Source organism: Pseudomonas sp. RIT-PI-r (assembly GCF_001297015.1).
GTDB lineage: Bacteria > Pseudomonadota > Gammaproteobacteria > Pseudomonadales > Pseudomonadaceae > Aquipseudomonas.
The window spans coordinates 234,744-259,804 of the sequence record NZ_LIGE01000037.1; the positions used below are offsets into that span (position 1 = coordinate 234,744).

Annotated in this window: 17 protein-coding genes; 6 read left to right on the forward strand and 11 right to left on the reverse strand. The window is 58.5% G+C overall.

The window, feature by feature from the left end; genetic code table 11:
- The 4 genes from AK821_RS23180 to AK821_RS23195 all read right to left on the reverse strand — a co-directional run bounded on the left by AK821_RS23180 (position 1) and on the right by AK821_RS23195 (position 3,619).
- Complete coding sequence (locus tag AK821_RS23180) at positions 1-639, reverse strand: LysE family translocator (RefSeq protein WP_064391996.1); 639 nt, start codon at positions 637-639, stop codon at positions 1-3.
- A 23-nt stretch (positions 640-662) separates the two neighbouring features.
- Positions 663-1,097, reverse strand: a complete 435-nt coding sequence (locus tag AK821_RS23185; RefSeq protein ID WP_064391997.1) for an NUDIX hydrolase — start codon at positions 1,095-1,097, stop codon at positions 663-665.
- 76 nt (positions 1,098-1,173) lie between these two features.
- Entirely contained in the window at positions 1,174-2,499 is a 1,326-nt protein-coding gene (locus AK821_RS23190) for an APC family permease (RefSeq protein WP_064391999.1), read from the reverse strand.
- Between the two features lie 298 nt (positions 2,500-2,797).
- Complete coding sequence (locus AK821_RS23195; protein ID WP_064392001.1) at positions 2,798-3,619, reverse strand: carbon-nitrogen hydrolase family protein; 822 nt, start codon at positions 3,617-3,619, stop codon at positions 2,798-2,800.
- 125 nt (positions 3,620-3,744) lie between these two features.
- On the opposite strand from AK821_RS23195, the gene AK821_RS23200 reads away from it, so the two are divergent.
- Positions 3,745-4,545, forward strand: a complete 801-nt coding sequence (locus AK821_RS23200; RefSeq protein WP_064392003.1) for a helix-turn-helix transcriptional regulator — start codon at positions 3,745-3,747, stop codon at positions 4,543-4,545.
- Positions 4,546-4,716: 171 nt separating this feature from the next.
- Positions 4,717-6,336: an FMN-binding glutamate synthase family protein gene (locus AK821_RS23205; RefSeq protein ID WP_064392004.1), complete on the forward strand. Its 1,620-nt coding sequence runs from the start codon at positions 4,717-4,719 to the stop codon at positions 6,334-6,336.
- A 141-nt stretch (positions 6,337-6,477) separates the two neighbouring features.
- On the opposite strand, the gene AK821_RS23210 is transcribed toward AK821_RS23205, so the two are convergent.
- Positions 6,478-7,899, reverse strand: coding sequence for an amino acid permease (locus AK821_RS23210; protein ID WP_064392006.1), 1,422 nt, complete (start codon positions 7,897-7,899; stop codon positions 6,478-6,480).
- 655 nt (positions 7,900-8,554) lie between these two features.
- Between AK821_RS23210 and AK821_RS23215 the strand changes: the two genes are divergently transcribed.
- Both AK821_RS23215 and AK821_RS23220 read left to right on the forward strand, forming a co-directional pair.
- Positions 8,555-11,668, forward strand: a complete 3,114-nt coding sequence (locus AK821_RS23215) for a transglycosylase domain-containing protein (protein WP_064392008.1) — start codon at positions 8,555-8,557, stop codon at positions 11,666-11,668.
- Positions 11,669-11,833: 165 nt separating this feature from the next.
- Complete coding sequence (locus AK821_RS23220; protein ID WP_064392010.1) at positions 11,834-16,516, forward strand: dermonecrotic toxin domain-containing protein; 4,683 nt, start codon at positions 11,834-11,836, stop codon at positions 16,514-16,516.
- Positions 16,517-16,569: 53 nt separating this feature from the next.
- Here the strand turns inward: AK821_RS23220 and AK821_RS23225 are convergent, their stop codons facing one another.
- From AK821_RS23225 to AK821_RS23245, 5 genes are all read right to left on the reverse strand, one after another.
- A complete protein-coding gene (locus AK821_RS23225; RefSeq protein WP_064392011.1) occupies positions 16,570-17,061 on the reverse strand; it encodes a CS1 type fimbrial major subunit in 492 nt (163 codons plus the stop codon).
- A complete protein-coding gene (locus AK821_RS23230; protein ID WP_064392013.1) occupies positions 17,058-17,822 on the reverse strand; it encodes a pilus assembly protein in 765 nt (254 codons plus the stop codon). The genes AK821_RS23225 and AK821_RS23230 overlap by 4 nt, the downstream gene beginning before the upstream one ends.
- Before the next feature lie 216 nt (positions 17,823-18,038).
- On the reverse strand, positions 18,039-19,304 hold the full coding sequence (locus tag AK821_RS23235; RefSeq protein ID WP_064392015.1) for a hypothetical protein: 1,266 nt from the start codon (positions 19,302-19,304) through the stop codon (positions 18,039-18,041).
- Positions 19,305-19,338: 34 nt separating this feature from the next.
- Positions 19,339-21,861 carry a CS1-pili formation C-terminal domain-containing protein gene (locus AK821_RS23240; RefSeq protein ID WP_064392017.1) on the reverse strand — a complete coding sequence of 841 codons (2,523 nt, stop codon included), beginning with the start codon at positions 21,859-21,861 and terminating at the stop codon, positions 19,339-19,341.
- A gap of 108 nt (positions 21,862-21,969) precedes the next feature.
- The gene (locus AK821_RS23245) at positions 21,970-22,446 is read right to left on the reverse strand and encodes a CS1 type fimbrial major subunit (protein ID WP_177330975.1); all 477 of its coding nucleotides are present in this window, start codon (positions 22,444-22,446) and stop codon (positions 21,970-21,972) included.
- 515 nt (positions 22,447-22,961) lie between these two features.
- Between AK821_RS23245 and AK821_RS23250 the strand changes: the two genes are divergently transcribed.
- Together AK821_RS23250 and AK821_RS23255 are read left to right on the forward strand one after the other, a co-directional pair.
- Complete coding sequence (locus AK821_RS23250) at positions 22,962-23,537, forward strand: PadR family transcriptional regulator (protein WP_064392020.1); 576 nt, start codon at positions 22,962-22,964, stop codon at positions 23,535-23,537.
- On the forward strand, positions 23,534-24,322 hold the full coding sequence (locus AK821_RS23255) for a siderophore-interacting protein (protein ID WP_064392023.1): 789 nt from the start codon (positions 23,534-23,536) through the stop codon (positions 24,320-24,322). The genes AK821_RS23250 and AK821_RS23255 overlap by 4 nt, the downstream gene beginning before the upstream one ends.
- A gap of 99 nt (positions 24,323-24,421) precedes the next feature.
- On the opposite strand, the gene AK821_RS23260 is transcribed toward AK821_RS23255, so the two are convergent.
- The gene (locus tag AK821_RS23260) at positions 24,422-25,060 is read right to left on the reverse strand and encodes a Pr6Pr family membrane protein (protein ID WP_064392025.1); all 639 of its coding nucleotides are present in this window, start codon (positions 25,058-25,060) and stop codon (positions 24,422-24,424) included.
- Between the last annotated feature and the right edge of the window lies 1 nt (position 25,061).

A 25,061-nucleotide genomic window follows, 5' to 3' on the forward strand; every position in this document is an offset into this window, starting at 1 on the left:
TCAAGCCGTCCTGCGTTGCTCAAGCATCAGCCGCACAGCGAGGCCGCCGAGGACAAAACCCATGAAGTAACGCTGCATCGCCAGCCACGTCGGGTTACGCACGAACCACGACGCAATGCCTGCCGCGAACAACGCAATCAGCAGGTTGACGCTGAAACTGACACTGATCTGGGTCAGGCCGAGGATGATGCTTTGAGTGAACACTGAACCGTGCTCAGGCGTGATGAACTGCGGAAACACCGAGAGGTAGAACACGGCGATTTTCGGGTTCAGCGCGCTGGTGAGGAAACCCATGGTGATCAGTTTGCGCGACGAGTCCGGCGGCAACTGCTGTGCCTCGAACGGGGAACGCGCGCCGGGTTTCACCGCTTGCCAGGCCAGCCACAGCAGGTACAGCGCACCGGCCCACTTCAACACTTCATAAGCCATCGGCACCGCGAGGAACACTGCAGTCAACCCGGCCGCCGCGGCAAACAGATGCACAAAGAAACCCGCCACCACACCCAACAACGACGTGATCCCGGCCCTGCGTCCCTGACAGATCGAACGCGAGATCAGGTAGATCATGTTCGGCCCTGGTGTCAGCACCATCAACAAGGCTGCAGCGGCGAAGATCAGCACGTCTTGAAGCGGGATCATGGCAAAGTCCTTTGCGAGGATGATCAGGCGATGGCCGTCAATGATTGGCGATAAAACGGCAGGATCAGGTCGCGTGTCAATGGCGCCAGCTCGACGGCTGGATCAGTGGCAGGATCGACCCAGATCACCTCTTCGATTTCTGCTGCCGGTGTGACCTCAGCATCGATGGTCAGTTGGAAGATCTCTGCTTGTACAACGAATCCCGGCTCGTTGGCGGCGGGGGCGGAAAACTGGCCGAGAAACGTCGCTTGCGCCGGATCGATCTGCAGACCCAATTCCTCTCCCAGTTCACGTGCCAGCGCATGCACCGGCAACTCGTGCGCTTCGATCTTGCCACCCGGCTGCATGAATGCCGTAGTGCCGCGCTTGCGCACCAACAGTGTCTGGCCGTCAGTGTTAAGCAACAGCGCGGCGGCAATGCGGATCAGGGCAGGCGTTTGTGCGGAAAAAGTCGACATGACAGAGAAAGCCTTGGCGTAAAAACGGCAAGCATCACATGCCTGCCGTTTGTGCGCAAAGCGGTTGCCGACGATCTCAGGTCGCTTCCTGGAAATCCATTTCCGGAGGCTGGCGACGGAAGCCGCCGGTGAGTATCGCCAGATACACCACGCCAATGGCCAGCCAGCTCAGCCCCAGATAGAGCGCCAGATGATCGAGGCTGACCATCAGCCACAAGTCCGCGACCAGACCGATGAACGGGAAGATCAGAAACAGCACCAGCTCACGCGGGCCTTTGTTCTCGCCAGCGATCCAGTAATGGAAGATCACCGACAGGTTGACCAGGCTGAACGCGAGGAACGCGCCGAAATTGATGAATGAGGTAGACGTGGTCACGTCGAGTTTCAGCGCCAGTAACGCCACCACCGCACAGAGCAGGATGCTGTTGACCGGCGTACCGAAGCGCGCGTGCAGGGTGCCGAAAAACGACTTCGGTAGCACCCCGTCGCGGCCCATGGCGAACAACAGTCGTGAACCGCTGGCCTGGGCGGAAAGACCGGAGGCGAATTGGCCGACGATCAGACCGATGAGGAAAATCGACACGAACAGATCGCCGCCAATATTGCGGGCAATCTCGTAAGCTGCCGAGTCGACACTGTCGAACTGCAACGACGGATGCGCGATCTGCACAAAGTACGACACGCTCACAAAGATCAATCCGCCGATCAAGGTGATCAACATGATCGCCCGGGGAATGGTGCGTCGCGGATCACGGGTTTCTTCCGTCAGCGTGCTGACCGCGTCAAAACCCAGGAACGAATAACAGGCAATCGCCGCGCCGCTCATGATCAGTGGCATCTGCATGTCGCCGTTGAAGAACGGCTTGCTCGACCACAGCGGCGTGCTCGCATCGCCGCCGATGTAGTGCACGCAGAGCGCGACGAACGCGATCAGTACGAGGAACTGCACCAGCATCAACAAGGCGTTGATGCCGTTGGCCAGTTTCAGGCCGACGATGTTGATCGTACTGGTGATGCCGATGAACGCCAGCACCCAGATCCACTGCGGAATCGAGGGGAACGCCGACGCCAGATAGGCTGCGCCGATCAGCCAGATCGCCATCGGCAGGAACAGGTAGTCGAGCAGCACCGCCCAACCAGCGATGAAGCCGAGTTTCGGGCTGATCGCCTTGCGCACGTAGCTGTAAGCGGAACCGGCGACCGGGAATGCGGCAGCCATGCGCCCGTAGCTCATGGCGGTGAAGAACATCGCCACCAGCGCCGTCAGATAGGCGGCGGGCACCATGCCGGCGGTGGATTGAGCGAGGATGCCAAAGGTGCCGAGGACAATGATCGGCGTCATATAGGCGATGCCGAACAGCACCACCGACCCTAATGACAGGGTGCGTTGCAAACGAGCCATGAGCGACTTACTCCGAATTTTATTGGATTTATGGCAGAGCCGGGTTCGGCGAATGTTTTCGGGTGTGTTTTATTGTTCTGGTGTCTGATCGTTCCCACGCTCTGCGTGGGAATGCCTCAATGGACGCTCTGCGTCCGCTCTTGGGACGCGGAGCGTCCCGGGCTGCATTCCCACGCAGAGCGTGGGAACGATCGGGTAAAACCTGAGTGCGACTCGGTATTTCAGGTAGGCGTACCTCGGACAATCAACTCGGTCAGTCCCCTCTCCTCCTGGGAGAGGGTTAGGGTGAGGGCATCGGTCAACGGCGTGGAATCAACAACTCACGAACACCATCGCCACGCTCCTCCACCTCCCCCGGCAACTTCAAACGCTGATCATCGAGATAGCGATAATCCCTGCGTGCAATCTCTAACCGGTCGAAATCCAGCTCAACACTGAACTGCCCTTCTTCCCGTCCGGCCTCGAACAGCAACGTCCCCAGCGGATCGACCAGCGCACTGCCACCTGCAAACACCAAACCGTCATCCCCCGCCTCCACGCGGTTGACCATCAACGCAAAGGCCTGATTCTCTTGCGCGCGGGCCATGATCGCGGTGCGGCGCGTCGGCGCGTACGGGTCCATGTTGCCGTTGGTCACGACAAGCAACTCGACGCCCAGTTGCGCCAGGGCACGCGCGGTTTCCGGGAACTCGATGTCGTAGCAGATCAACAGGCCGACACGCACCCCGTTCCACTCGCAGGTGGCGTAGCGGTCGCCGGCCTCGAACACACCGCGATCCGACGCCCACAGATGCGTCTTGCGGTATTTCAGGGCGATGCCTTCAGGCGTGATCAACAACGTGGTGTTGAAGAAGCGCCCGTTGTCGTTCTCGGCCATGCCGATTCCCACACCGATATTGCGCTCGCGAACCGCCGCCAGCACTGCGCTGACGGTCGGTCCATCGACCGGCTCGGCGGTTTGCGCGACAGTCTCCGCGGTCGGGAAGCCCATCAAGTGGGTTTCCGGGAACACGATCAGTTGCGTATCGGCAGCGCACGCGGCAATCGCCGCCAAGGCGCGTTCGAGGTTGTATGCCGTGGCATTGTCACGGCCCGCCAGTTGGGCGAGTTCGACTTTCATGAGAATTCCTTGTTATGAGCGTCGGGCGCTGAAAGATTGCCCGGTGGCTGTCTGTGGGCCAGTATGCGCAGCAAGCAGCCGGCCAGGGAATCACGCGGCCGGGGTAACCCGATAGGGGTAGTTGCATGGCACTTTCGTTTGACGACATCACCTGGCACCGCGCCGTCGGACAACTGATCGACGCGCTCGACAAACCGAATTTCTGGGCGCAACTGGTGCGCCTGCTGGATCAGTACGTGCCGTTCGATAGCTGGGTCGCGCTGCTGTTCAGTGCCGATCAGCACCCGCAGGTCTTTGCCGAATGCCCCGGTGAGGACGGCAGTCCTGATCAGTTGTTTCAGGATTATTTGCGCGGTCTGTATCTGCTCGACCCGTTTTACATTGCCTGCCGCGAGCAATCGCGCACCGGTTTGTATCGCCTGTCGGAGGTCGCCCCGGAGCATTTCGAGCTGACCGAGTATTACCAGCGATACTTTCGTCTGAATGTCGTGGCCGACGAAATCCAGTTCAATTGCCAGCTCGAAGGCGAGCGCACGTTGTGCCTGTCGCTGGGCAGCGAACAGCGTTTTACCTCTGAGCAGATCGCCCTGCTGTCACTGATTCAGCCGTGGGTGCTCGGCCTGCTACGCCAGCGGCTACCCTATGAAATCAACGAAACCGTGGCGCTCGCCGCCGCACCTGCGCAGGCAGACTGGCGCGTGCAACTGGAAGCGTCGGTGCAGCAACTCAAGGGCGCGCAACTGACCGCCCGCGAGCTGGATGTAGGCCGCCTGATGCTCAGCGGTTGCTCCAGTAAAGAAATCGCCCGTAAGCTGGAAATCTCCGTAGAAACCGTGAAAGTTCATAAGAAACACATGTACAGCAAGCTGGGAATCAAATCCCAGTCCGAGCTGTTTTCGATTTTTCTTCAGGCGCAAAACGCCTGATCGTTTGGTGAAGTTTCTCTATGTAGGAGTGAGCCTGCTCGCGATAGCGTCGGGTCAGTCAAATCATTTGTAGCTGATATACCGCTATCGCGAGCAGGCTCACTCCTACAGGGGAATGTGTTTATCCCTCAATCTTCGCTGATTATTCCGAGTCCGAACCAAGGAAACCGTATGAGCCTGTCACTCCTGAGCCGCTACGCCTTCTTTGCCGTCTGCGTGATTTTCACCCTCGCCAGCCTGCCTTTTCTCGAACATGACTGGCTGTGGCCGATCACCGTCGTCACCGGCGTGCTGAGCCTGCTCGGCGTGTTCGACCTGTTGCAAAGCCCCCACGCAGTGCGACGCAACTACCCGATCCTCGGCAACATCCGCTATCTGGTTGAAGGCATCCGCCCCGAGATCCGCCAATACTTGCTCGAATCCGACAGCGACGCCTTGCCCTTCTCCCGAGCCCAGCGCTCGCTGGTCTATTCGCGCGCGAAAAACGAAAGCGCCGACAAGCCCTTCGGCACACTGATCGATGTCTACCAGGCGGGCTTTGAATTCATCGGCCACTCGATGCGCCCGGCGCCGCTGAGCGATCCGAGCAGTTTCCGCGTCACCGTCGGCGGTCCGCAATGCACGCAGCCGTACTCGGCATCGGTGTTCAACATCTCGGCGATGAGCTTCGGCTCGCTCAGTGCCAACGCGATCCGTGCACTCAACCAAGGCGCGAAACTCGGCAATTTCGCCCACGATACCGGCGAAGGCAGCATCAGCCCGTATCACCGCGAACACGGCGGCGACCTGACCTGGGAACTGGGCAGCGGCTACTTCGGTTGCCGCACCAGCGATGGCCGTTTCGACCCGGAACGCTTCGCCACCCAGGCACAGAATCCACAAGTGCGAATGATCGAAATCAAGATGAGCCAGGGTGCCAAACCCGGCCACGGCGGCATCCTGCCCAAGCATAAAGTCACCAGGGAAATCGCCGAGACACGCGGCATCATGATGGGCGAAGACTGTGTGTCGCCGTCACGCCACAGCGCGTTTTCCACGCCGATCGAGATGATGCATTTCATCCAGCAACTGCGTGAACTGTCTGGCGGCAAACCGGTGGGTTTCAAGTTCTGCCTCGGCCATCCGTGGGAATTCATGGGCATCGCCAAGGCCATGCTGGAAACCGGCATCCTTCCGGATTTCATTGTCGTCGACGGCAAGGAAGGCGGCACCGGCGCCGCACCGGTGGAGTTCACCGACCACATCGGCGTACCGATGCGCGAAGGCCTGCTGTTCGTGCACAACACCCTGGTCGGCCTGAATCTGCGCGACAAGATCAAGCTCGGCGCCAGCGGCAAGATCGTCAGTGCCTTCGACATCGCCAGCGTGCTGGCCATCGGCGCAGACTGGGCCAACTCCGCACGCGGCTTCATGTTCGCGATCGGCTGCATCCAGTCACAAAGCTGCCACACCAACAAATGCCCGACCGGCGTTGCCACTCAGGACGCTTTGCGCCAGCGTGCGCTGGTGGTTCCGGACAAAGCGCAGCGTGTGTTCAATTTCCATCGCAGCACATTGAAAGCCTTGGCGGAAATGCTGGCCGCCGCAGGTCTTGAACATCCATCGCAACTGTCGGCCAAACATCTGGTGCGGCGCATGTCGGCGACTGAAATCAAACTGTTCTCGCAGCTGCACGTGTTCCTCAAACCGGGGGAGTTGCTCACTGGAGAGGTGAACGGCGAATTTTATTCGCGGATGTGGCAGATGGCGCGGGCGGACAGTTTCGAGCCAAACGAAATCGCCGCAGCATAAGCTGAAAAGCGTCAGTCTGTTCGACAGGCTGGCGCTTCATACCTCACGGTTGCGAAACAGTACAAAGCGAAAAAACAGTACGGCTCGCCCACAAAAAAGCCCCGACCTTGCGACCGGGGCTTTGATTTCAGCGTCTACAACTTACGAAGCCGAGCGCGCCGCAACTTGCGAATCACCGGTCGGTTGCAACTTGAACACATAGAACAACACCGTCAGCAGGACCAGGAACGCCGGGCCGATATACAGCGCCACGCGGGTGTCCGGGAAGTACGCCATCAGGCCGACCACCAGCACCAGAAATGCCAGTGCGAAGTACGAGCTCACCGGGTACAGCCACATCTTGTATTTGAGGCCGGCACGCTCGCTGGCGCTCAGGCCTTTGCGGAATTTCAGCTGAGCCAGCAGGATCATCACCCAGGTCCAGATCGCACCGAAGGTGGCAATCGAAGTCACCCAGACGAAGACTTTTTCCGGCACCAGATAGTTGAGCATTACGCCCAGGAGCAATACCGCGATCGACAACAGCAGCGCACGACGCGGCACACCGTTGTTGGAGGTTTTGGCGAAACCGGCCGGCGCCTGGCCGTTCTGCGCCAGGCTATAGAGCATGCGCCCGGTGCTGAAAATGCCGCCGTTGCACGACGACAGCGCGGCGGTGATCACCACGAAGTTGATGATGCCGGCGGCGGTCTTGATGCCCAGACGTTCGAAGGGCATCACAAACGGGCTGCCCTGGGTGCCGATTTCATTCCACGGATAGATCGAAAGGATCACGAACAACGCACCGACGTAGAACAGCAGAATCCGCCAGAACACCGAGCCGATCGCATCGGGAATGGTCTTCTGCGGGTTCTTGGCTTCACCGGCGGTCAGGCCGATCATCTCGACGCCGAGGTAGGCGAACATGACCATTTGCAAGGACATCAGCACACCGGTCACGCCGTTGGGCATGAAGCCGCCATGGGCCCACAGGTTGGAGATGCCCAGCGCCACGCCGTCATTGCCGAAGCCGAAAGCAATAATGCCGACCCCGCCAATGACCATGGCGATGATCGTGACGATCTTGATCAGGGCAAACCAGAATTCGAACTCACCGAAGGCCTTCACCGCGATCAGGTTGATCGAACCCATGCTGACCAGCGCCGCGAGGGCCCAGATCCAGCGCGGTACATCGGGGAACCAGATGCCCATGTACACCGCCACCGCAGTGATTTCCGCGACGCAGGTCACCAGCCACAGGAACCAGTAGTTCCAGCCAGTGAGGAAGCCGGCCAACGGGCCGAGATAGTCTTGCGCGTAACGGCTGAACGAACCGGCCACCGGGTTGTGCACAGCCATCTCGCCGAGGGCGCGCATGATTACCAGGATCGCCAGGCCACCAAGGATGTAGGAAATCATGATCGCCGGGCCGGCCATTTCGATGGCCTTGGCCGAGCCTAGAAACAGACCGACACCGATACAGGCGCCGAGCGCCATCAAGCGAATATGCCGTTCGCCGAGTTCGCGTTTGAGCGGACCGCCCTGAGCGGTTTCGCCGTGAGGCAGGTGATTGCCGACTGGCATGGGGGTGCAACCTCGTCTTGTTATTGGATATGACCACCGAGTGTCGAAGCCTCGACCGATAAGCCTTGGCTGCTGTGAAACCGCGCTTGCCTCGTGGGCAGACGCGTCTTGTAGGACAAAACCTGCAAGATCAGCGGGGCGTGCAGTATAAAAAGCCTTGGGCAGGATTTTTCACTCTATAAACCACAACATTCAGCGACAACTCTCGGCAAAAGCCCGGTTTACGGAGAGGCATTCCCTGGGTTTCGCAGGAATTTTCACCGCTGAAAAAGGCGGCGAGTATTGCACAGCATTGGTGCACCGTCATGCCCCTGCCTAAGTGCAATTGATCCTGCAACGGCTCTAACTCAGAACTCTCTGACTCACATTGCTCCTGTGGTGAGGGGATTTATCCCCGATGGGCTGCGAAGCGGTCCCAAAACCAGTCACTGCAGATTTTCTGACACACCGCGGTGACTGGTTTTGCGTCTGCTACGCAGCCGAACGGGGATAAATCCCCTCGCCACAAATCTCCAAACCTCAAAGCCATCTGCTCGACTTCCAGATTTGTTCAGCACTTCCCCACCCCCAACCCTTCACAATTTTTTCACCAGCGCCAACCACCGTCTAAGCTTCAGACAAGTCCGATCAATCTGTGTGGATGGATCAATCGACTATGGGCGCTTTGTGGCAAACCGATTCGAGTAAAACCGTGGTTCCGACTGAACGTGTGGATCAAGCGCCTGTCCCCGATAAACCACGCCGCCCTCGGCATGGCTGGAAGGCATTCTGGTTGTTGCTGTTGATTATCGCGATCGTGGCAGGACTGGCTGCGTCCAAAGAAATGCGCACCTCGCGCTTCCAGTCCGCTGAAGTCAGCAAGTACGCTTCTTCGCTGACCTACAAGCTGGAACCAGGTCCCAGTGAAGCGATCCGTTACCCCGGCAATGGTCCGTTCGATTTACGTCTGGGCTACAGCTCTCTCGATGAATTCCTGCCGCGCCTGCTCAAGCGCAGTTACGTGATCAGCGAGCAAACGCGTTTTTCTCCGGCCTTGCTCAGCTACACCGACAAAGGTCTGTTCGTGCCGTATTCGGAAAAAATCCAGGCTGGCCTGACCATCACTGATTGCCGCGCTGCGCCGCTATACAAATACAACTATCCGCAGCAGCTGTATCCCAGCTTCGCGGCGATACCACCCGTGGTCGTCAGCAGTCTGTTGTTCATTGAAAACCGCTTCCTGCTCGCCCCCAAACAGCCCCGCGCCAATCCGGCAGTGGATTGGCCCCGCTTCGGCTTGGCCGCGTGGTCGCAGGTGGCGAAATTACTGCACCTGCCCGGTCAGTCGGCTGGCGGCAGTGCGCGGGCGCCGCAACTGGAAAAATACCGCCACTCACCGGAGGGTCTGACGGTGTCCGGTGCGGAGAAAATCCGCCAGATGATTTCCGCCAGCGTGCGCGCCTATCAGCCTGGCCCGCAAACCCTCGGCGCACGGCAGAACATCGTCCGCGATTACCTCAATAGCGTGCCATTGTCGGCGGTGCCGGGGCACGGTGAAGTGCACGGCATGGCGGAAGGCTTGCGGGTCTGGTACGGCAGTGATTTCACCAAGGCCAACGAGCAACTGAACAGCCCGGCTACCGATCCGCAATCCATGGCCGACAAAGGCCTGGCCTTGCGCGAAATGCTCTCGCTGATGATCGCCCAGCGGCGCCCTTCACATTACCTGACCAAGGGCCGTGAAGAACTTGCCGACCTCACCGATAGCCACTTGCGCCTGCTCAAGCAGAACGGCGTGATCGATGCCGCAGTGGCCGATGCAGCACTGGCCAGCAAAGTCACCTACCGCGACTGGCAGACCCAACCGACCATCCAGCCTATCGAAACCAATAAAGGCATCAGCGTCGCCCGCAGCCGTCTGGCGAGCATGCTCAACCGACCGCTGTACGACCTGGACCGCCTCGATCTGTCGGCCACCAGTACCTTGCAAGGCGACTTGCAGACCCAGGCCACCGAGTACCTGAAAAAACTTGCCGACCCGGCCTTCGCCGCGCAGATCGGCTTGATGGGCGAGCGCCTGCTCACCCCGACCAGCACGACCCAGGTGCGTTACAGTTTCACCCTGTTCGAGCTGACCCCGGACGGCTCGCGGGTGCGCATCCAGACTGACAGTACCGACCAGCCGTTCGACATCAACGAAGGCAGCAAGCTGGAACTCGGCTCAACGGCGAAGATGCGGGTGCTGACCACTTATCTGCAAATCATCTCCGAACTGCACGACAAATATGGCGGCATGTCGGTACCGGAGCTGAAGAAAGTCGAAATCCCCGATCAGGATCGCCTGAGCCAGTGGGTCATCGATTACCTGGTGCAAAACAAGGATCGCGACCTGTCGAAAATGCTCGGCGCGGCGCTGGATCGCAAATATTCCGCCAGCCCTGGCGAGGCGTTTTTCACCGGTGGCGGTTTGCACGTGTTTCACAACTTTCGCAAGGAGGACAACGGTCGCATACCGACGCTGCGCGATGCGCTTCGTGAATCGATCAATTTGCCGTTCATTCGCCTGATGCGCGATGTGGTGCGCTACGTCACCTACTCCGGCCCCAACAGCAGCGCCGAATTGCTCAAGGATGATCGTGACCCGCGCCGTCAGGAATACCTGGCCAGTTTCGCCGACCGCGAAGGCACCTCGTTCCTGCTCAAATTCTGGAAGAAATACAAAAACAAGGACACCCAGGCACGGCTTGATACATTCCTCGACAGCATGCGTCCAACGCCGATCCGCATGGCCGCCGTGCACCGTTATCTGTTGCCCGATGCCAGCCAGGAAGACTTCAATACCTTCGTGCGCGCGCACCTCAAAGGCGCCAGGCTCAATGAAAAACTTACCGACGATCGCCTTATCCGTCTCTACGATTCCTATGGCCCCGGCAGCTACGACCTGCCGGATCAAGGCTTCATCGCCAAGGTTCACCCTCTCGACCTGTGGTTGATGGGCTACTTGCTTCACAACCCCGACGCGACGTTCAGCCAAATCGTCAAGGCCAGCCAGTTCGAGCGTCAGGAAGTCTACAGCTGGCTGTTCAAGAGCAAGCACAAAGGCGCCCGCGACAGTCGTATCCGCACCATGCTCGAGATCGAAGCGTTCCTGGAAATTCACCAGCGCTGGCAAAAGGTCGGCTATCCGTTTGACCATCTCGTACCATCGCTGGCGACTGCGATCGGTAGCTCTGGCGATCGCCCTGCGGCATTGGCCGAACTGATCGGCACCATCCTCAACGACGGCGTACGCATGCCGACGCTGCGTATCGACAGCCTGCACTTTGCCGCAGACACCCCGTACGAAACACGCTTGACCAACGACCCCCACGTCGGCAAACGAGTGATGCCATCGGAAGTCGCCACGGCCATGCGCGAGGCGCTCTCGCAAGTGGTGGATTCAGGCACGGCGAAACGTGTTTCTGGCAGTTTCAAAATCGCCGACGGCACGCCACTGGTCATGGGTGGCAAGACCGGGACGGGTGACAACCGCATCGAAGCCATAGGTTCCGGCGGACGCATCCTCAGCTCGAAATCCATCAACCGCACTGCGACTTTTGTGTTCTACATCGGCAACAATCATTTCGGCACGTTGACCGCCTTCGTGCCTGGGCGCTCGGCGGAAAACTTCAAATTCACCTCGGCACTGCCGGTGCAGGTGCTCAAGGGTATGGCGCCGATCCTGTCACCGTACTTGCAACCAGGCACGCACACGATGTGCCAGACGCCGGAGGTCACCGCAGCGCGTTGATGCACAGAACGCTTGCGCCGAGGCGATAACATTGTATTTTTCACACCTTGATTTTCGACGCCAGACATCGAATTCAGTGCAGTTCCAAACAGTTTTTTGCGCTTTTTCAGGTGAGTGTTGTTGCCTAGTCTGATTGTCCCATTCTGATCAAGGACGATCACCTCAATGCCCCTCATTCCCTTGCCTGGACGACCGCCCGCACCCTCAACGCTGGCGCCTGCCGATGCCAGCGTTCATTACGAGACAATCGAAAAAGCCCTTCCAGCCTGGCTGCTGAGCAGTAATGCGGCGCGCATCAAGCAGTTGAAAAATACCCGCGCGACCCTTGCACAGTGGCATCGAGAGGCTTCGACCCGGGATCACCAGCGTCTGAAAAACGACCTGCAACTGGCCTGGAAAAGCCAGAACGGCGTCGATAGCGCACTGAGCAACCTGCAAGACGTCTACGCCTTTGCCAAACCCTTGTTGCAGGAGGCACTTAAGCAGCGCTTTGCTGTCGAGGATGACGTCGAGCACACCTGGCTGCGCTTGTATGCGCCAGTGAATACATCATGGTGGACGCATGACTTCGCTGCCGGAACGAAAAGCCGCACCGTCTCTCTGCTGGATGCTGCGCTGCATAATTTTTCCCGTAACGAAGTCTTCAGCAAGGACTCGGAGTTCATCACTCGCCCTGACGCCAATGGGCATTTCAGCGTTAAGCCACTTAAACACAAACTGACGGTCGAACAATTCAAGTCACTGTGTCGGGAACTGGATCTCGGTGCTCGCTACGAAAAGCATTTGCATGCATTTCTACTGCCGTCCGATGGCGTTGCAAAGCAGGTTTTACGGCACAAAGTCGTGCTCAGCCAAAAGTCCGCGATGAATGTTGCCGCCCGTATGGCGCTGATTAAAAAAGACCTCAGCGAGGATGCCTACCACGTTGTCAAAGGCATGCTGGATGACCGCCGCAACCTGCAATGGAACGGTCAACCGGTCGATTATTACAACCTTGCCCTGATGGACGTGACGTTGACCGGGATTGTCCTCATCATCCCTGATGCAGGCAGCGCGAAAGCTCCTGTCCCGATAATTGCCTACGTTCCCCACGACCCTGAACATCCGTTCAAGCAATACGCCTCGGCGCTCGAATTCATGAGCGAGCTCACCCGGCAATTGCGCAACAAGTCCTCGCCGGCAAGCTATCAGACGTTCTTCAGCCAGTTCGTCAATCAGCAACAGCGTGGGCATTTCTTTTCACGTTTGAACGACCGCCTGAGCCGGGTTAAATGGCAACCCGCATCGCCAGGTTCCAACGCACCGAGCTGGCGCGATACACCGGTGGACAACCCCAATCTGCAATTCAGCCTGTTGCGGTTCCGGGATGATCGCGAGACTCGTTTCAACGGTGATCTATGGGGTTATCTGTATCGCCAAAAGCTCAACAAAATCCTTGGTGACGCTGCAGAGATTGCGATTTCCACCGCCTACGCCGATCAAATGGCGCGCTGGGCCTGGTGGGACAATCTGGAGAAACTGCTCTCGGACATTTTCAACGTAGCACTGCTGGTGGTAACACCGTTCGTACCCTTTGTGGGCGAGCTGATGCTGGCTTACACCACCTATCAATTGCTTGATGGCGCATTCGAAGGAGTGGTGGATATGGCCGAAGGACACTTTGCCGAGGCGGGTGAGCAAGCGATCGGCATACTCGAAAGCGTTGTTCAGTTGGGCGCCTTCGCCGCCGGAGCCACCCTCGGTCATGTCGCCCGGTTCAAGTTGTCGCCGTTCATCGAGGGCATGAAGCCGGTGCAACTGGCGGACGGCCAGACGCGCTTGTGGAATCCTGACCTGACGCCCTATCGCTTGCCCGATCAGGCCCTGCCGACAACCGTAACGCCCGATGCACAAGGGTTGCATTCGGTGGGCGACAAACAGCTGCTGCGGCTCGATAAGCATCTGTTTGAAGTAAAGCAGGATCGGCTTACCGGCCAGCATCGCATTCGCCACCCGCAGCGGCCCCGCGCCTACTCGCCTGCTCTCGTGCACAACGCCCGTGGCGCCTGGGTCTGCGAAACGGAAAACCCGCGACAGTGGTCCGCTACGCAACTGATGCGCCGGGTCGTCCATGGCACTGAAGGTTCAAGCGATACGCAACTGGAACAGATTCGTCTGTTTACCGGCACCGAAGAGAACACGCTGCGTCGCATGCATGTTGAAAACACTCCACCTCCGCCCTTGTTGCTCGACACCCTGATACACCTGGGTATGGCGCCAGATGAGGTCGCACCAGCACCGTCGCTACCCGCCCGACAAGTGTTGGTGGATTGTCCGCAACTCACGTCCGTCCTTGCAGAACGTGTCATTACCCAGGCGCGGCCGATGGAGTTGCAGCAGATTGCCCTGCGCCGTCGTTTGCCGCTGCGCTTGAGAACATTGGCGCGCGAGGTGCAATTCGAACTGCAATCGGTCAGGGCCGCCCAGGGCTTGCAGCTCGAAACGCTGAGCAACGTCGACAGCGAGCGTCTGATTCTCGGGACCTTGCGCCACTACAGCGACACTTTTGGAGCCCTGCGGATCGAGATCCGTGATGGCGCTTTCGATGGCGAGTTACGCTGCAGCGCCGGTAGCGATTCAGCCGAACAGGTTCGAGTGCTGGTGCGGCTCGCGACAGACCGCTACCAAGTGCGCGATGGCGAAAATCGTCCCATCCACGACACGAGTGGTCTGTATGAATCGATCCTTCACGCCATCGACAAGGACGGCGGCAGTGTCCTGGGTTACCGGCCGAGCGAGATTGAACCCTTCAAACAGTGGATTCTCGCCAAGACCACGGCGCTGAGTGAGCGCCGCACGCTGCTCGCCAACCCACCGATACGCCCGGTGGCTGAATACGACACATTGTTTCTGGTGCGTGGCGCAGGCTTGACCAAAAATGCCGTCACCCTGCAGGAGCGCATCGAGGATCTGCACCCGCATTTCAGCCCGCATGAAGTCAACGTATTTGCTGAAGCCCTGACCGAGCAAGGCGAACCGCTCAAAGCCATTGAAACTCAGGCAAAGGATCTCGATGAGCTGCGCAATATCGTTCATCGCTGGCGTTACCAGCAACCGGAGACCTGGGGGCCGCATAGTCAGAGCTTTCGCGACGATGGCGGGCTGCATATTTATGAGCGTCTGCTCGACTGTTTCGAACGCAAGAATGAGGACCTCGGCAACCGCGCAGATCCCACGTCTTACACCCTCGACCTCTCGCGGGAAATGCTGCCACTGGACCTGCAGACCTGGTGGGCAAAGCGGCCGGTTTTGAAGAAATTCCTCGACAAAGTCACCGTGCTGAAACTCGACAACACACGGTTTGCCACTGACCCGTCCAGCCTGCTCAAAGACTTCCCGCACCTGATCGAGCTCAGTGCCAAAGGTTGTGGCCTGACACGTTTGCCAGACCAGATAGGTTCTTCGGTGCGTCGGCTCGAGCGCCTTCGCTTGAGCGATAACCAGATCGTCCTGGATCCCGCCGCCGTCGCGCGCCTGCGCAGCCTGACTTATCTGGAAGTGTTGAAACTTGACAACAATCCATTGAATTTGTCGCCCGACCTCACACGCATGCCTCGCCTCAAGGTGATCACACTGAGAAATACCGGGCTGACCGCCTGGCCCGAAGGAACGCTGGCCAAGCCCCGCCCGCGTGGTTTTCTCCTCGACTTGCGCGACAATCCGCTTTCCCGATTGCCTGAAGTCGCGACGGGGTCCGATGCGCAATGGCTGGTGGCACGCACGCGACTCGACGTCGCCGGGTTGTCGGAAATCAACCAGTTGCGCTATCAGGCACACCGTCGCTCGATGGCCCTGCCTCCCGAGCCTCTCATACCGCTTGGTCATGCGGAAAACACCTCGATCGTCTCGACCTACGGCGCCGATTACTGGGGCGACGTTCCAGGCTGGGGCGTAAACCGCGAGACACCTTGGGCCGAACTGGTCGAAGAGCCCGCCGCCCAGCCGTTCATGGCGACCTTGCTCAGTGTTCGGGACTTTGCCGATTACCGCGCCGGAGGGGCCGTTCGCGATCAACTGATGCAACGCGTCTGGCGCATGCTCGACGCCGTGCACGTTGACACTCGTCTGCGGGAAAAACTCTTCACCATGGTGGTCGCACCGGTTGACTGCGCCGATGCCGGAGCGCAGCTGTTCAACCATATGGGCATCAACGTCCTGGCTTTCGAAGCACGTGCCTACTCCATCGGTCCGGCAGAGCTTGAGCTGAAACTGGTGACACTGGCAAAAGGTGCGGCGCGACTGGAGCATGTCAACGAGATTGCCCGGGCCGACGTCGCGAGCCGTGGCGGCAACCCCGATGACGTTGAAATCTACCTGGCGTATCAGACGGGACTGGCCAAACGCCTCGGTCTGCCCTGGCAGTCCGAAGGCATGCTTTACCGACAGGTGTCCGGCGTCTCGGACGCGATGATTGATCAGGCGTATGACACCGTACTGGCGCTGGGTGAAGGTGACGGCCTGGTAAACGCGATGCTCGAACTCGATTTCTGGACGCAATACCTGAGCGACAAATACCCGGTGCGCAGCGAAAGCAATAAACGTCTGTATCAAGCCAGATATGAGCGGCTTGAAAGCCTGCGCGAAACCCAGCGCCAATGGGTTGAATCAACCTCGGACGACGATCGCGCAACGCTTCGGGAGCAACTCAACGCATTGATCAACGAATTATCGGTGCCGCCGACCGTGGTGTTTGACGAAGCCCCCATCAGCGACGCGGTATTCGACCGTTTACTGATCGATCTGGGCGATGACGAAAAGGAGCTCGCGCGACGTTTGACCCGTGAAGCATTGAAGCGCGCCGGACTTTGATTCCGACGTAAAAGTCCTGGGTCTGTTCATTGAAACCGGACAGACCTGCGAACTCAGGGCGCCGCCGCATTGAATATCAGGTGCACGTTGCCGTAATAATTTCCCGGTTTGTAGCCACCGGCGGGCACGATCGGCTGAATATCCAGCACGTAACGCCCTCCGGCCCTGGCCTGCTCGGCGGAAAGCACCTGACGCGGCGTCGCATGAGTCAGCACGGTACCGGCAAAGCTGACACGCAAATAGATGTTTTGCTCGTCGCGACCATTGGACAGGAAGGGTTCACTGTCCAGCCGGGCCTCGATTGCACTGGTGTCGTGCCTGACATCAAAGTGCTTGCGCACGCCGCCCAGGGTTTTCGTACTGACATTCCACGGCAGAATCTGCGCGCGATGAATCCAGTCCGTCTCGGCCGGTATGACGTAAAAACCCAGCGTCGGAATGTCCACCGACACCTGGAACCGGTGCTCCTCGCGCGCCGCAAATAGCCCGGCACTGAACAACGTCAGAACGCCCGCGCACAAGGCAATGAACGATTGCTTGATCATCTCAGGTCATCCCGTGATGAGTTGCCGGCGACGCGCAAAGTCTTTTTGCTGTCGCCCTCGACCAGATTGAAGCGATATTCGCGTCCGGGCTTCTTGTCGAATTCGAAACTGTTACCAGCGCGGATGTGGTGTTTGGTGGTCGGCTCGCAGGCGTTTTCGTCCTTCAGGGCACAATTGCGAAACTCATCGACCACCACCACAGTGTTGCCGTTGTTACGCACTCGATACGTCGTTGGCGCATCTTCGATCACGCTGTCGAAGCGGCTGTTTTTCGGGCGCACAAAGAACACCGTACCGAAACCGGTCATGACGTTGACCCCGGCAGACAAGTTGTTTTTGTATTCGTCACGCTCTTCGGCGGAGACTGCGAATTCATCTTCCTTTTCCGGCACCACCGGGATGAAGCGCACACGGAAATAGCGCTCGGTGTCACGCGCGCCCATCAGCAGAAGGCGTGTGCCCTGCATGCCATTGGCCGGCACGATCAGCCGTGCGGGGCTGGCCATCAGGCCATCACGACTGGCCATGTCCGCCTGGTTTCTGACCTCGATTTCCCGCGACGTACCGTCGGCCTCATAGACGATTTCGAGGATGTTGACCTTAACGAATGCAGTGCTGTCACCGCTGTTGAACACCCGTTTCAGGTAGGTGCTTTTATCGCCGTCGAGGTAGTCGTACACCGTACCGACGTTGATCTGCGGCCCGGCCGACACGGCCAGGGAAAAACTGCTCAAACCCATCATCAGCAACAATCGTTTCATAGCCATAAACCTCTTTACATTGAACACAACGCAAGCTTCACCTGTCGGACTTCCGAGCCCCTGTCACGGTGATGAAGACTGAGCAGCAGCAGGAAAGAACGTAACAACCACCGCTGAATCCCTGTGCAAGTCTTCACGCCAAAACGCCCTGTAAAACTGACTCGCACGGCGAACATCGGCCACGGACGGTGGCCAGCCTGTTCGTAGCTCGCGCCCTCAGATATCCGAATCCCAGATCACCACGACAACACCTGAGTAACTGCCGCCTCGGCCTTCACCGGGCCGCAGCATGTTTGCCATGGAATGCGCAGGTACTTCGAAATGCAGGGTTCCTGGTGCCCGATCCACATAGAAGCCGGGTTTGAAATACAGCTCATTCCCCGCACCCGGCCTCAGTCGCAAGCGCCTCACCGGTTGGCCGGAAAGGTCGGTGATGCCATTGGGCAGGCTGACAAAAACGAACAGTTCGACCCGTCGGTTCACGTCGGAATCCTCCAGCGCGCATTCGTCATTAATTCCAGGTCCGCACCCTATTCGCATCTTGAAGTGCGACGACGCCGAGATGTTGAAAGTCTGATCGCGGAACAGGCTCACCGGCCGCCGACCGGCGTGCAGCCAGCTTTGCCAGCCACCGGCCGGCACCAGCTGGATTTTCTCGCCACCGGGGGGGATTTCGACTTTCAGGGTGTGCTGAACCTCAAGATTGAAATCGAGGGTCAATTCAGGGTCATTCGGAATCATGACGTCGCCGAAGTCGAAGTCTGCCCCAGGGCCAAGGCGATAACTCAAGCTCCCGGTGTAATTCCCCGACGACATGTCCAATGGATTTGGCGTACGCAGTTCGTAGGCAAAATCCAGATAGGTGTAGCTCATGGCAGGGATTGGAAAGTTGGCGACTTTCACGCAGGGGCTTTCGTTTGGGGTTAACCAGAAAAAAGCGTAGGTTTTCTCCGAAAAAAAACCGACCCCGGTGGTTTGACAGGGAGGTGCCGGATTCACCCAGCTCGAGCCTTTCCATAACGCAGTGTGCCCATCCTCTGCGTTCGAGGCGCCGGTTAATTTGGCAGCTGTATCACTCAACTCATAATTGGAACTGATGCCAGCAATACGTACTTCGACACGCTTGACGTCTCCGGTATCCACATTCGTGACCAACAACGACCGCCACCCTGCCGGCGCCTTGAACATGGCACTGTTACGTGAATCAGCATTGGCCTGCATGGCTTTGTTCGACTCGACGCGTGTCATCAGGCGGATACTGAAAATATTGCTCCTGGCACATATATCGGGGTAGTACTCACAGTAACCACTGGGCGGCGTCTTGTTGACGAACTCATTACGTTGCGGATTGGAGGAGTCAGGCGTGAACAACGCCTTGATTTCCTGGGTCACCGCTCCCGCCGAAGGTGATGTCAACATCGCCAGTAACCCCAGCAGTGAGCCACTGTACCGCCATCGCGGCGAAAAAATATTCAGGGTCATGATTGCACTCTGTGAAGGATCAATACTGGAGTCATCAGCCGGCCTTCTGCTGACTGATGCTGGCCTCGGCCAACGTGTCCGGCGAGCAGCGCAGATCGCCGATCATCAGCACGTTGTTTTCACTGCGGTGCTTGTCGGTGTCGAGACGGAATTGACACAACAACTGGTCGGCGTAGCGCACTTGCAGGGTTGGCGAGCCGGCGTGCATTTCCATCGAGAAAAAGCCGTCGACTTCGCTGACCCCACGACTGGCGTGGTTGATCACGTGATGCCCTTTGAGCGGCCGTCCTTGTGGGTCGACGAGGCGACCAAGTACGGTCAGGGTTTTCATCACGCGCACCTTGCGGTACTCCACGCCACCCTTGTTCAGGTGATAGCGGGTGCGCGACGGTTCGATACTCGCCGCCGGAACGTGATTGCCCTCAAAGTCAAAGTTCACCGAGCTGTTTCGATAGGCTGTAAGCGGGATGAAGTTGCGTCCGGGGTGCAGAGCCGCGCTGCCGCCACTGAGATCGTCGGCGCGCAGGGATATGCCGGCAATGTCCGACTCGACATCGACGATCATGCCCGCGCCGCGCCCATGGTGCTGGCTGGTCATCAACAGCTGTCGGGCGCCAATCACCACGGTGCTGTCGAGGTTTACCCCACCGGTGAAGTTGCCGTTGTAAGACGAGCGCTGCAGGAAGCCGTCGCCATTGACCGTGTCGGTGCGAAAGTTCGCCAGGCTGGCCAGGCCGACACCATAAGTGTCGGTCAGCGCCGTCACCGACACACTTTGCAGTACATGGTCTTGCAGGTCCTTGCGATAACCCACCGAGGCATTGTTGTCACGGCTGCCATCGCGCGCGGTGCGGCTGCCGATGCTGCCGGATATTTGCTGGCCTGCCCCGCCCAACGCCATGCTGACACTAAGGTCGACGCCGCGATTGCGTGCATCGCCACTGCTGTAACTGCCCGGTCGATCAAACAACGACAGCCGCCAATTGGCGTCGCTGCCGAATAGCTCGGTACGCTGCGACCAGCCCAGATCGGCGCCGACACCTTCAACATTGCCCTCGCTATGGGACACCCGCGCACTCAGCGAGTTTTTGCGGCTGATCCGGTGACTGAGCGACAGCGACGAATTGCTGGTCTCACCGGTGAAGACGTTGCGTTGGCGTACACGCGTACCGTCGGGCAGCGTGTCGTAGGTATTGCGGGTGTCGAGCCAACTGCGATTGTGGCTGATCACCAGGCTCCCGGCGCCGTAGTTGTATAACCCCTGCAAATCAACGCCGGTGCCGTGATCCTCGGTCTGATAAAGATTGGCGTAAAAGCTGGTGTTGTCCGCGACACTCCAGTCGATCGAGCTGCCGTATTGCAGTTTTGCGCGTACCTGGCGCGCCGACAGTCCGAGAATCACCCGCGGATGCAGCAGATAATTGATCGAGGCGCCGGCGGTCATGTCGCCGCTGTCCTGCTCTTCCCAGTTACTGAGCAGTTTGCTTTCCTGGCCGGCAAACAGGTTGTAGCGCCAGCGGTCGTCGAGGTTGCTCCAGTTGACGGGTTTGTAGATCAGCTCCTGAGTGGTCGAGGTCGTCTGACCGTCTTCGATCAAACGCACTTCCACTTCGTAGATACCGCCAGGCAGGGGCCGGGTATCAAGTGTCTGCAGGCCTGCGGGAACCGCCTGGGTATTGATCAGCAGGCCATCGCGATAGATTTCCACTGACGCCTGCCGGTTGGCCGTGACATAGATCGGATAAACACTTGGCCGGGGACTGTCCACCGCAAGGCTGTCGGAACTGCCGTACATAACGCCCACCGCCGTGTCGGGACTGGTACCGAATGAACGCGGTTGACGGGTCAGGCCTTCGGAATTGGGGGTGAAATAACCCAAGCGGAAAAAACTGCCCTGCAGTTCGCGCTGGGTATAAAGCTCATGTATTGCGTGATAGGTCTTGTCGTCCGGCCCGCCGAGACGCGCCAATTGCATGTTGAAGGTCTGACTCCAGTTACCGAGGCTGCCACTGGCCTCCAAGCCTAGCCGGCCACCCGGATCCTGGTCCTGACCGCCGTTGAAGTTGAGTTGGTTGCGCAGGATCAGTCCACTGCTGCCGCCCTCGGGCTGATCGTGAAAGCGCTGGGTCTGCAGATCGCGCTCGGCATTTTCCGTGGCAATCGAGAGCAAGGAGTTTTCCAGGTTGTAATGCACCGCCAGCAATTGCTCGGGGCATTGTCCGCTACACGCCCCCAAGGCGACTCCGGGTTTGAGAATGCTCGCCCAGGTTTCACGCTCACTGGCGCTGAAACGACTGTCGCTGGTGTCGGTAAAGTCGAGCAAGGTAATACGATCATCGCGCGACAAGACAATCATTGCCTCGCCCAACGGCTGTCTATCAAGTGCCACCCGAACCGCCAATGGAACATCAAAAAAGTGCTCTTCAAAGTCTGCCGGCAAACCTTTTGCCTGCGCCAGTAAGCTTCGTGGGGTGTTATCAACTGGTGCGGGCGCCGCCAGTACGCTGGTGCATGACAGCAACGCAAGCGCAGCCGCGATGGGCGTCATCGGAAACATGAACGAATACTCTGGTTACCGGAAAGTAAAAGCCCGACCGGACAACAGACAAGTTGCCGGCCGGTTACGTTACTTGGACAAGTAAGCGTTAGTTGCTGCCTGTAGCGATCAAACCGAAGGTTCTACGACCAGCATGACCACGCCGGTGTAATCGCCAGCGGTTGGCTTGGCGCCTGGCGCACTGATTTTGAACGGTGCGCGGTAGCGTGTATTGGACTCTGCATCACCGACCACTTCCTGGGACGTGGTGGTCAGCGTCTTGCCATTGAGTTCGACCTTGAGATCGATACTCTGGCTGCCGGCGATAAGCTTCGGCACGCTTTCCAAGCGAGCGTGGACCTTGCCGGCCGTGTGCAGCACGTCGAAATGACCATTGACCTCACGCATCGAAGCAGTCGACGGGTTGTAGCTCATGTCCTGATCCTTGTTGACCAGATCGGCATCGACCGGTACCGCATAGAAATCGTCGGCAGGCACATGCGCAACCAGACTGATCGAATGTTTTGCTTCGGTGGCGGCGAACGCGATGGAAGCAGTCATGGCCAGTACGGTCAGAGGAGCGGCAAAAGCGAGTTTCTTGAGCATCATTCAATACCTGTCATATATAAATTGGTTTATTCATTGAAAGTGTCTGGCGAACGAAACGTTCACGAACGAGGTGTGTCCACCCTCAACTTGCAACGCCAGACAATCATCAAGCAATTCATATTTAAAGTAAGCAGGCAACTTCCGAGGAACTTGTAGCCTGGCGGCCATCACCCCAGAAAGAAAAAACCGTTAATTTCTGAAAAATTCAAGTTCAACTGTAAGAGAGAGACTACAGCGCGCCAGCAATCTGTCTTGGCGCGCCAACTTTTAAAGCAACTTCCGTAAGACCGATACCACACTCTCCTGATAATAAAGGCCGTCATCGGCTATTAGAGAGTTAGCACTAAACTGCACTTTTAGCGGGCGATTTAATACCGCTTTTTTTTGATCATTCGCGCGCAGGGATGCCTGAAAATTCGATTGATGGAAGGCAGCCGTCGGTCAGAAAGCCTTGCGCAGGCCTAAAGATATATCTTAAGTTGTATCTAAACACGACGAGAGAGAAGGAAAAAATGAGAGACCATCATGCCCCCCACCGCGAACACGGCGACGCTCGTGACGGCTTCGAGAAACGCCCCGGCCGCGAACGCGGCGGTCGCGGCCCCCGCGTGTTCGCTCCAGGCGACCTGAAATTATTACTGCTGGCGCTGATTGCCGAACAGCCGTGCCACGGCTATGACCTGATCCGCCAGATTGAAGGCATGTTCGATGGCGCCTACAGCCCGAGCCCCGGTGTGATTTACCCGACCCTGACCTTTCTGGAAGAAAGCGACCTGGTTGCCGGTGACGCCGAAGGCGGTAAAAAACGCTACAGCGTCACCGACGCCGGGCGTCTGTCTTTAACTGAACAAGCCGTGGCACTGGACGGTGTGCGCATGCGCATCGAAGTCAGTAAACGCTCGCTGCGAGGCCATGATCGCCCACCAGAAATCCATGAAGCCGTGCATAACCTGCGCCATGCCTTGCAAATGCACCACGGGCGCTGGAGCGCCGACGAAATCCTGCGCGTGCGTGACCTGCTCAACGACACCGCCAAAGCCATTGTCGACGGCCCTGCCGTTCAATTTGCCCAGGAGAAAGCCGAATGACCGCAGTCGATACCCAAACCATTCACCGCGTGATGCACGAAATCAAACGCCGCAAGCTTGAAGTCTTGCGCGTGGTCGACCTGACCCCGCGCATGCGCCGTATCACCCTCGGCGGGCCGGAGCTGGCCGGGTTCGTCAGCCTGGGCACGGACGATCACGTCAAGCTGCTGTTCCCGCAGAACGCCGAACAAACGGCCGCGCTGGAGACCATGGTGCTCGGCGCTGGCAAGGACAACGGGCCGATGCCGGAAATGCGCGACTACACCCCGCGTCGTTACGACCTCGATGCGCTGGAACTGGACATCGATTTTGTTCTGCACGGTGACGGCCCGGCGTCGACCTGGGCCGAGCAAGCGCAACCCGGGCAATTCCTGCACATCGGTGGCCCGCGCGGCTCGATGATCGTGCCGGACATCTTCGACAGCTATTTGCTGATCGGCGATGAAACTGCCCTGCCCGCCATCGCCCGCCGCCTCGAAGGCCTGGCGGCCAATCGCAAGGCGCTGGTGGTGATCGAAGTGGAGAACGGCGCCGAGCAGCAAGTGCTGGAGAGTCCGGCGCAGGTCAATGTGATCTGGGTGTTGCGCGAAGGCAGCAAGGACAACCTGCTGGCGACGGTGAAGCAATTGCAGGTGCCCAAGGGCAATCTGTATGCGTGGGTGGCGACCGAAACGAAAGTCTCGCGGCAGATTCGCCGGGTGCTGATTGATGAGCATGGGCTCGATGAGCAGCTCATCAAAGCGGTCGGTTACTGGCGCGCCGAAGGCACTCCTGAAGAAGAGTGATATCCCTTGTAGGAGCTGCCGCAGGCTGCGATCTTTTGATCTTGTTTTTGAAAAAGCAAAGTCAAAAGATCGCAGCCTGCGGCAGCTCCTACAAGTGCTTTAACTTCGTGCAAATCTCCAGCGGTCGAGACCAATGACCACCAAGCCAATCACCACAAACCCCAGCAATATCCCCCCGGCATTGATCAGCACCTGTGGATAACCCAACACCGCCACGTCAATAAACGGATATGCATACGCGCCGAGCAAATGCCCGCGCAACAACGCGTAGATGAAATACGCCAGCGGATAAATCAGCCACACCGGCAGATGCCACCAGCGCAAAGTGCCCTTGGGCACGCACGCCCACCAATAGCCCAGAAACAGCAGCGGCATCACGTCGTGCAGCAGTTCATCGGCGACAAATTGCCAACCTTCGGGATGCCACAAATGCCGCAGCAAAATGCTGTAGGCCAGTCCGACCACAGCAATGCTCACGGCAATCCCACTGCTGACCCACGGCTGCAAAAACCAGCGGCGCGCAGCGGATTCGCGCGCGGTCACGGCACAGGTCAGCACCGTCGCCACCAGCGTATTGGTCAAAATCGTGAAGTAACTGAAAAAGCTCACCAGCCCGCCCAACAGGCTGGCGCCAACACTCAAGCGCGCGAAGAAAATCAGGTACAGCTGAATGCCCAACCCCGCCCAGCCCAATACGGCCGCGCAGGTGATCAGGCGATGTCGCCACACGGCGTCCATC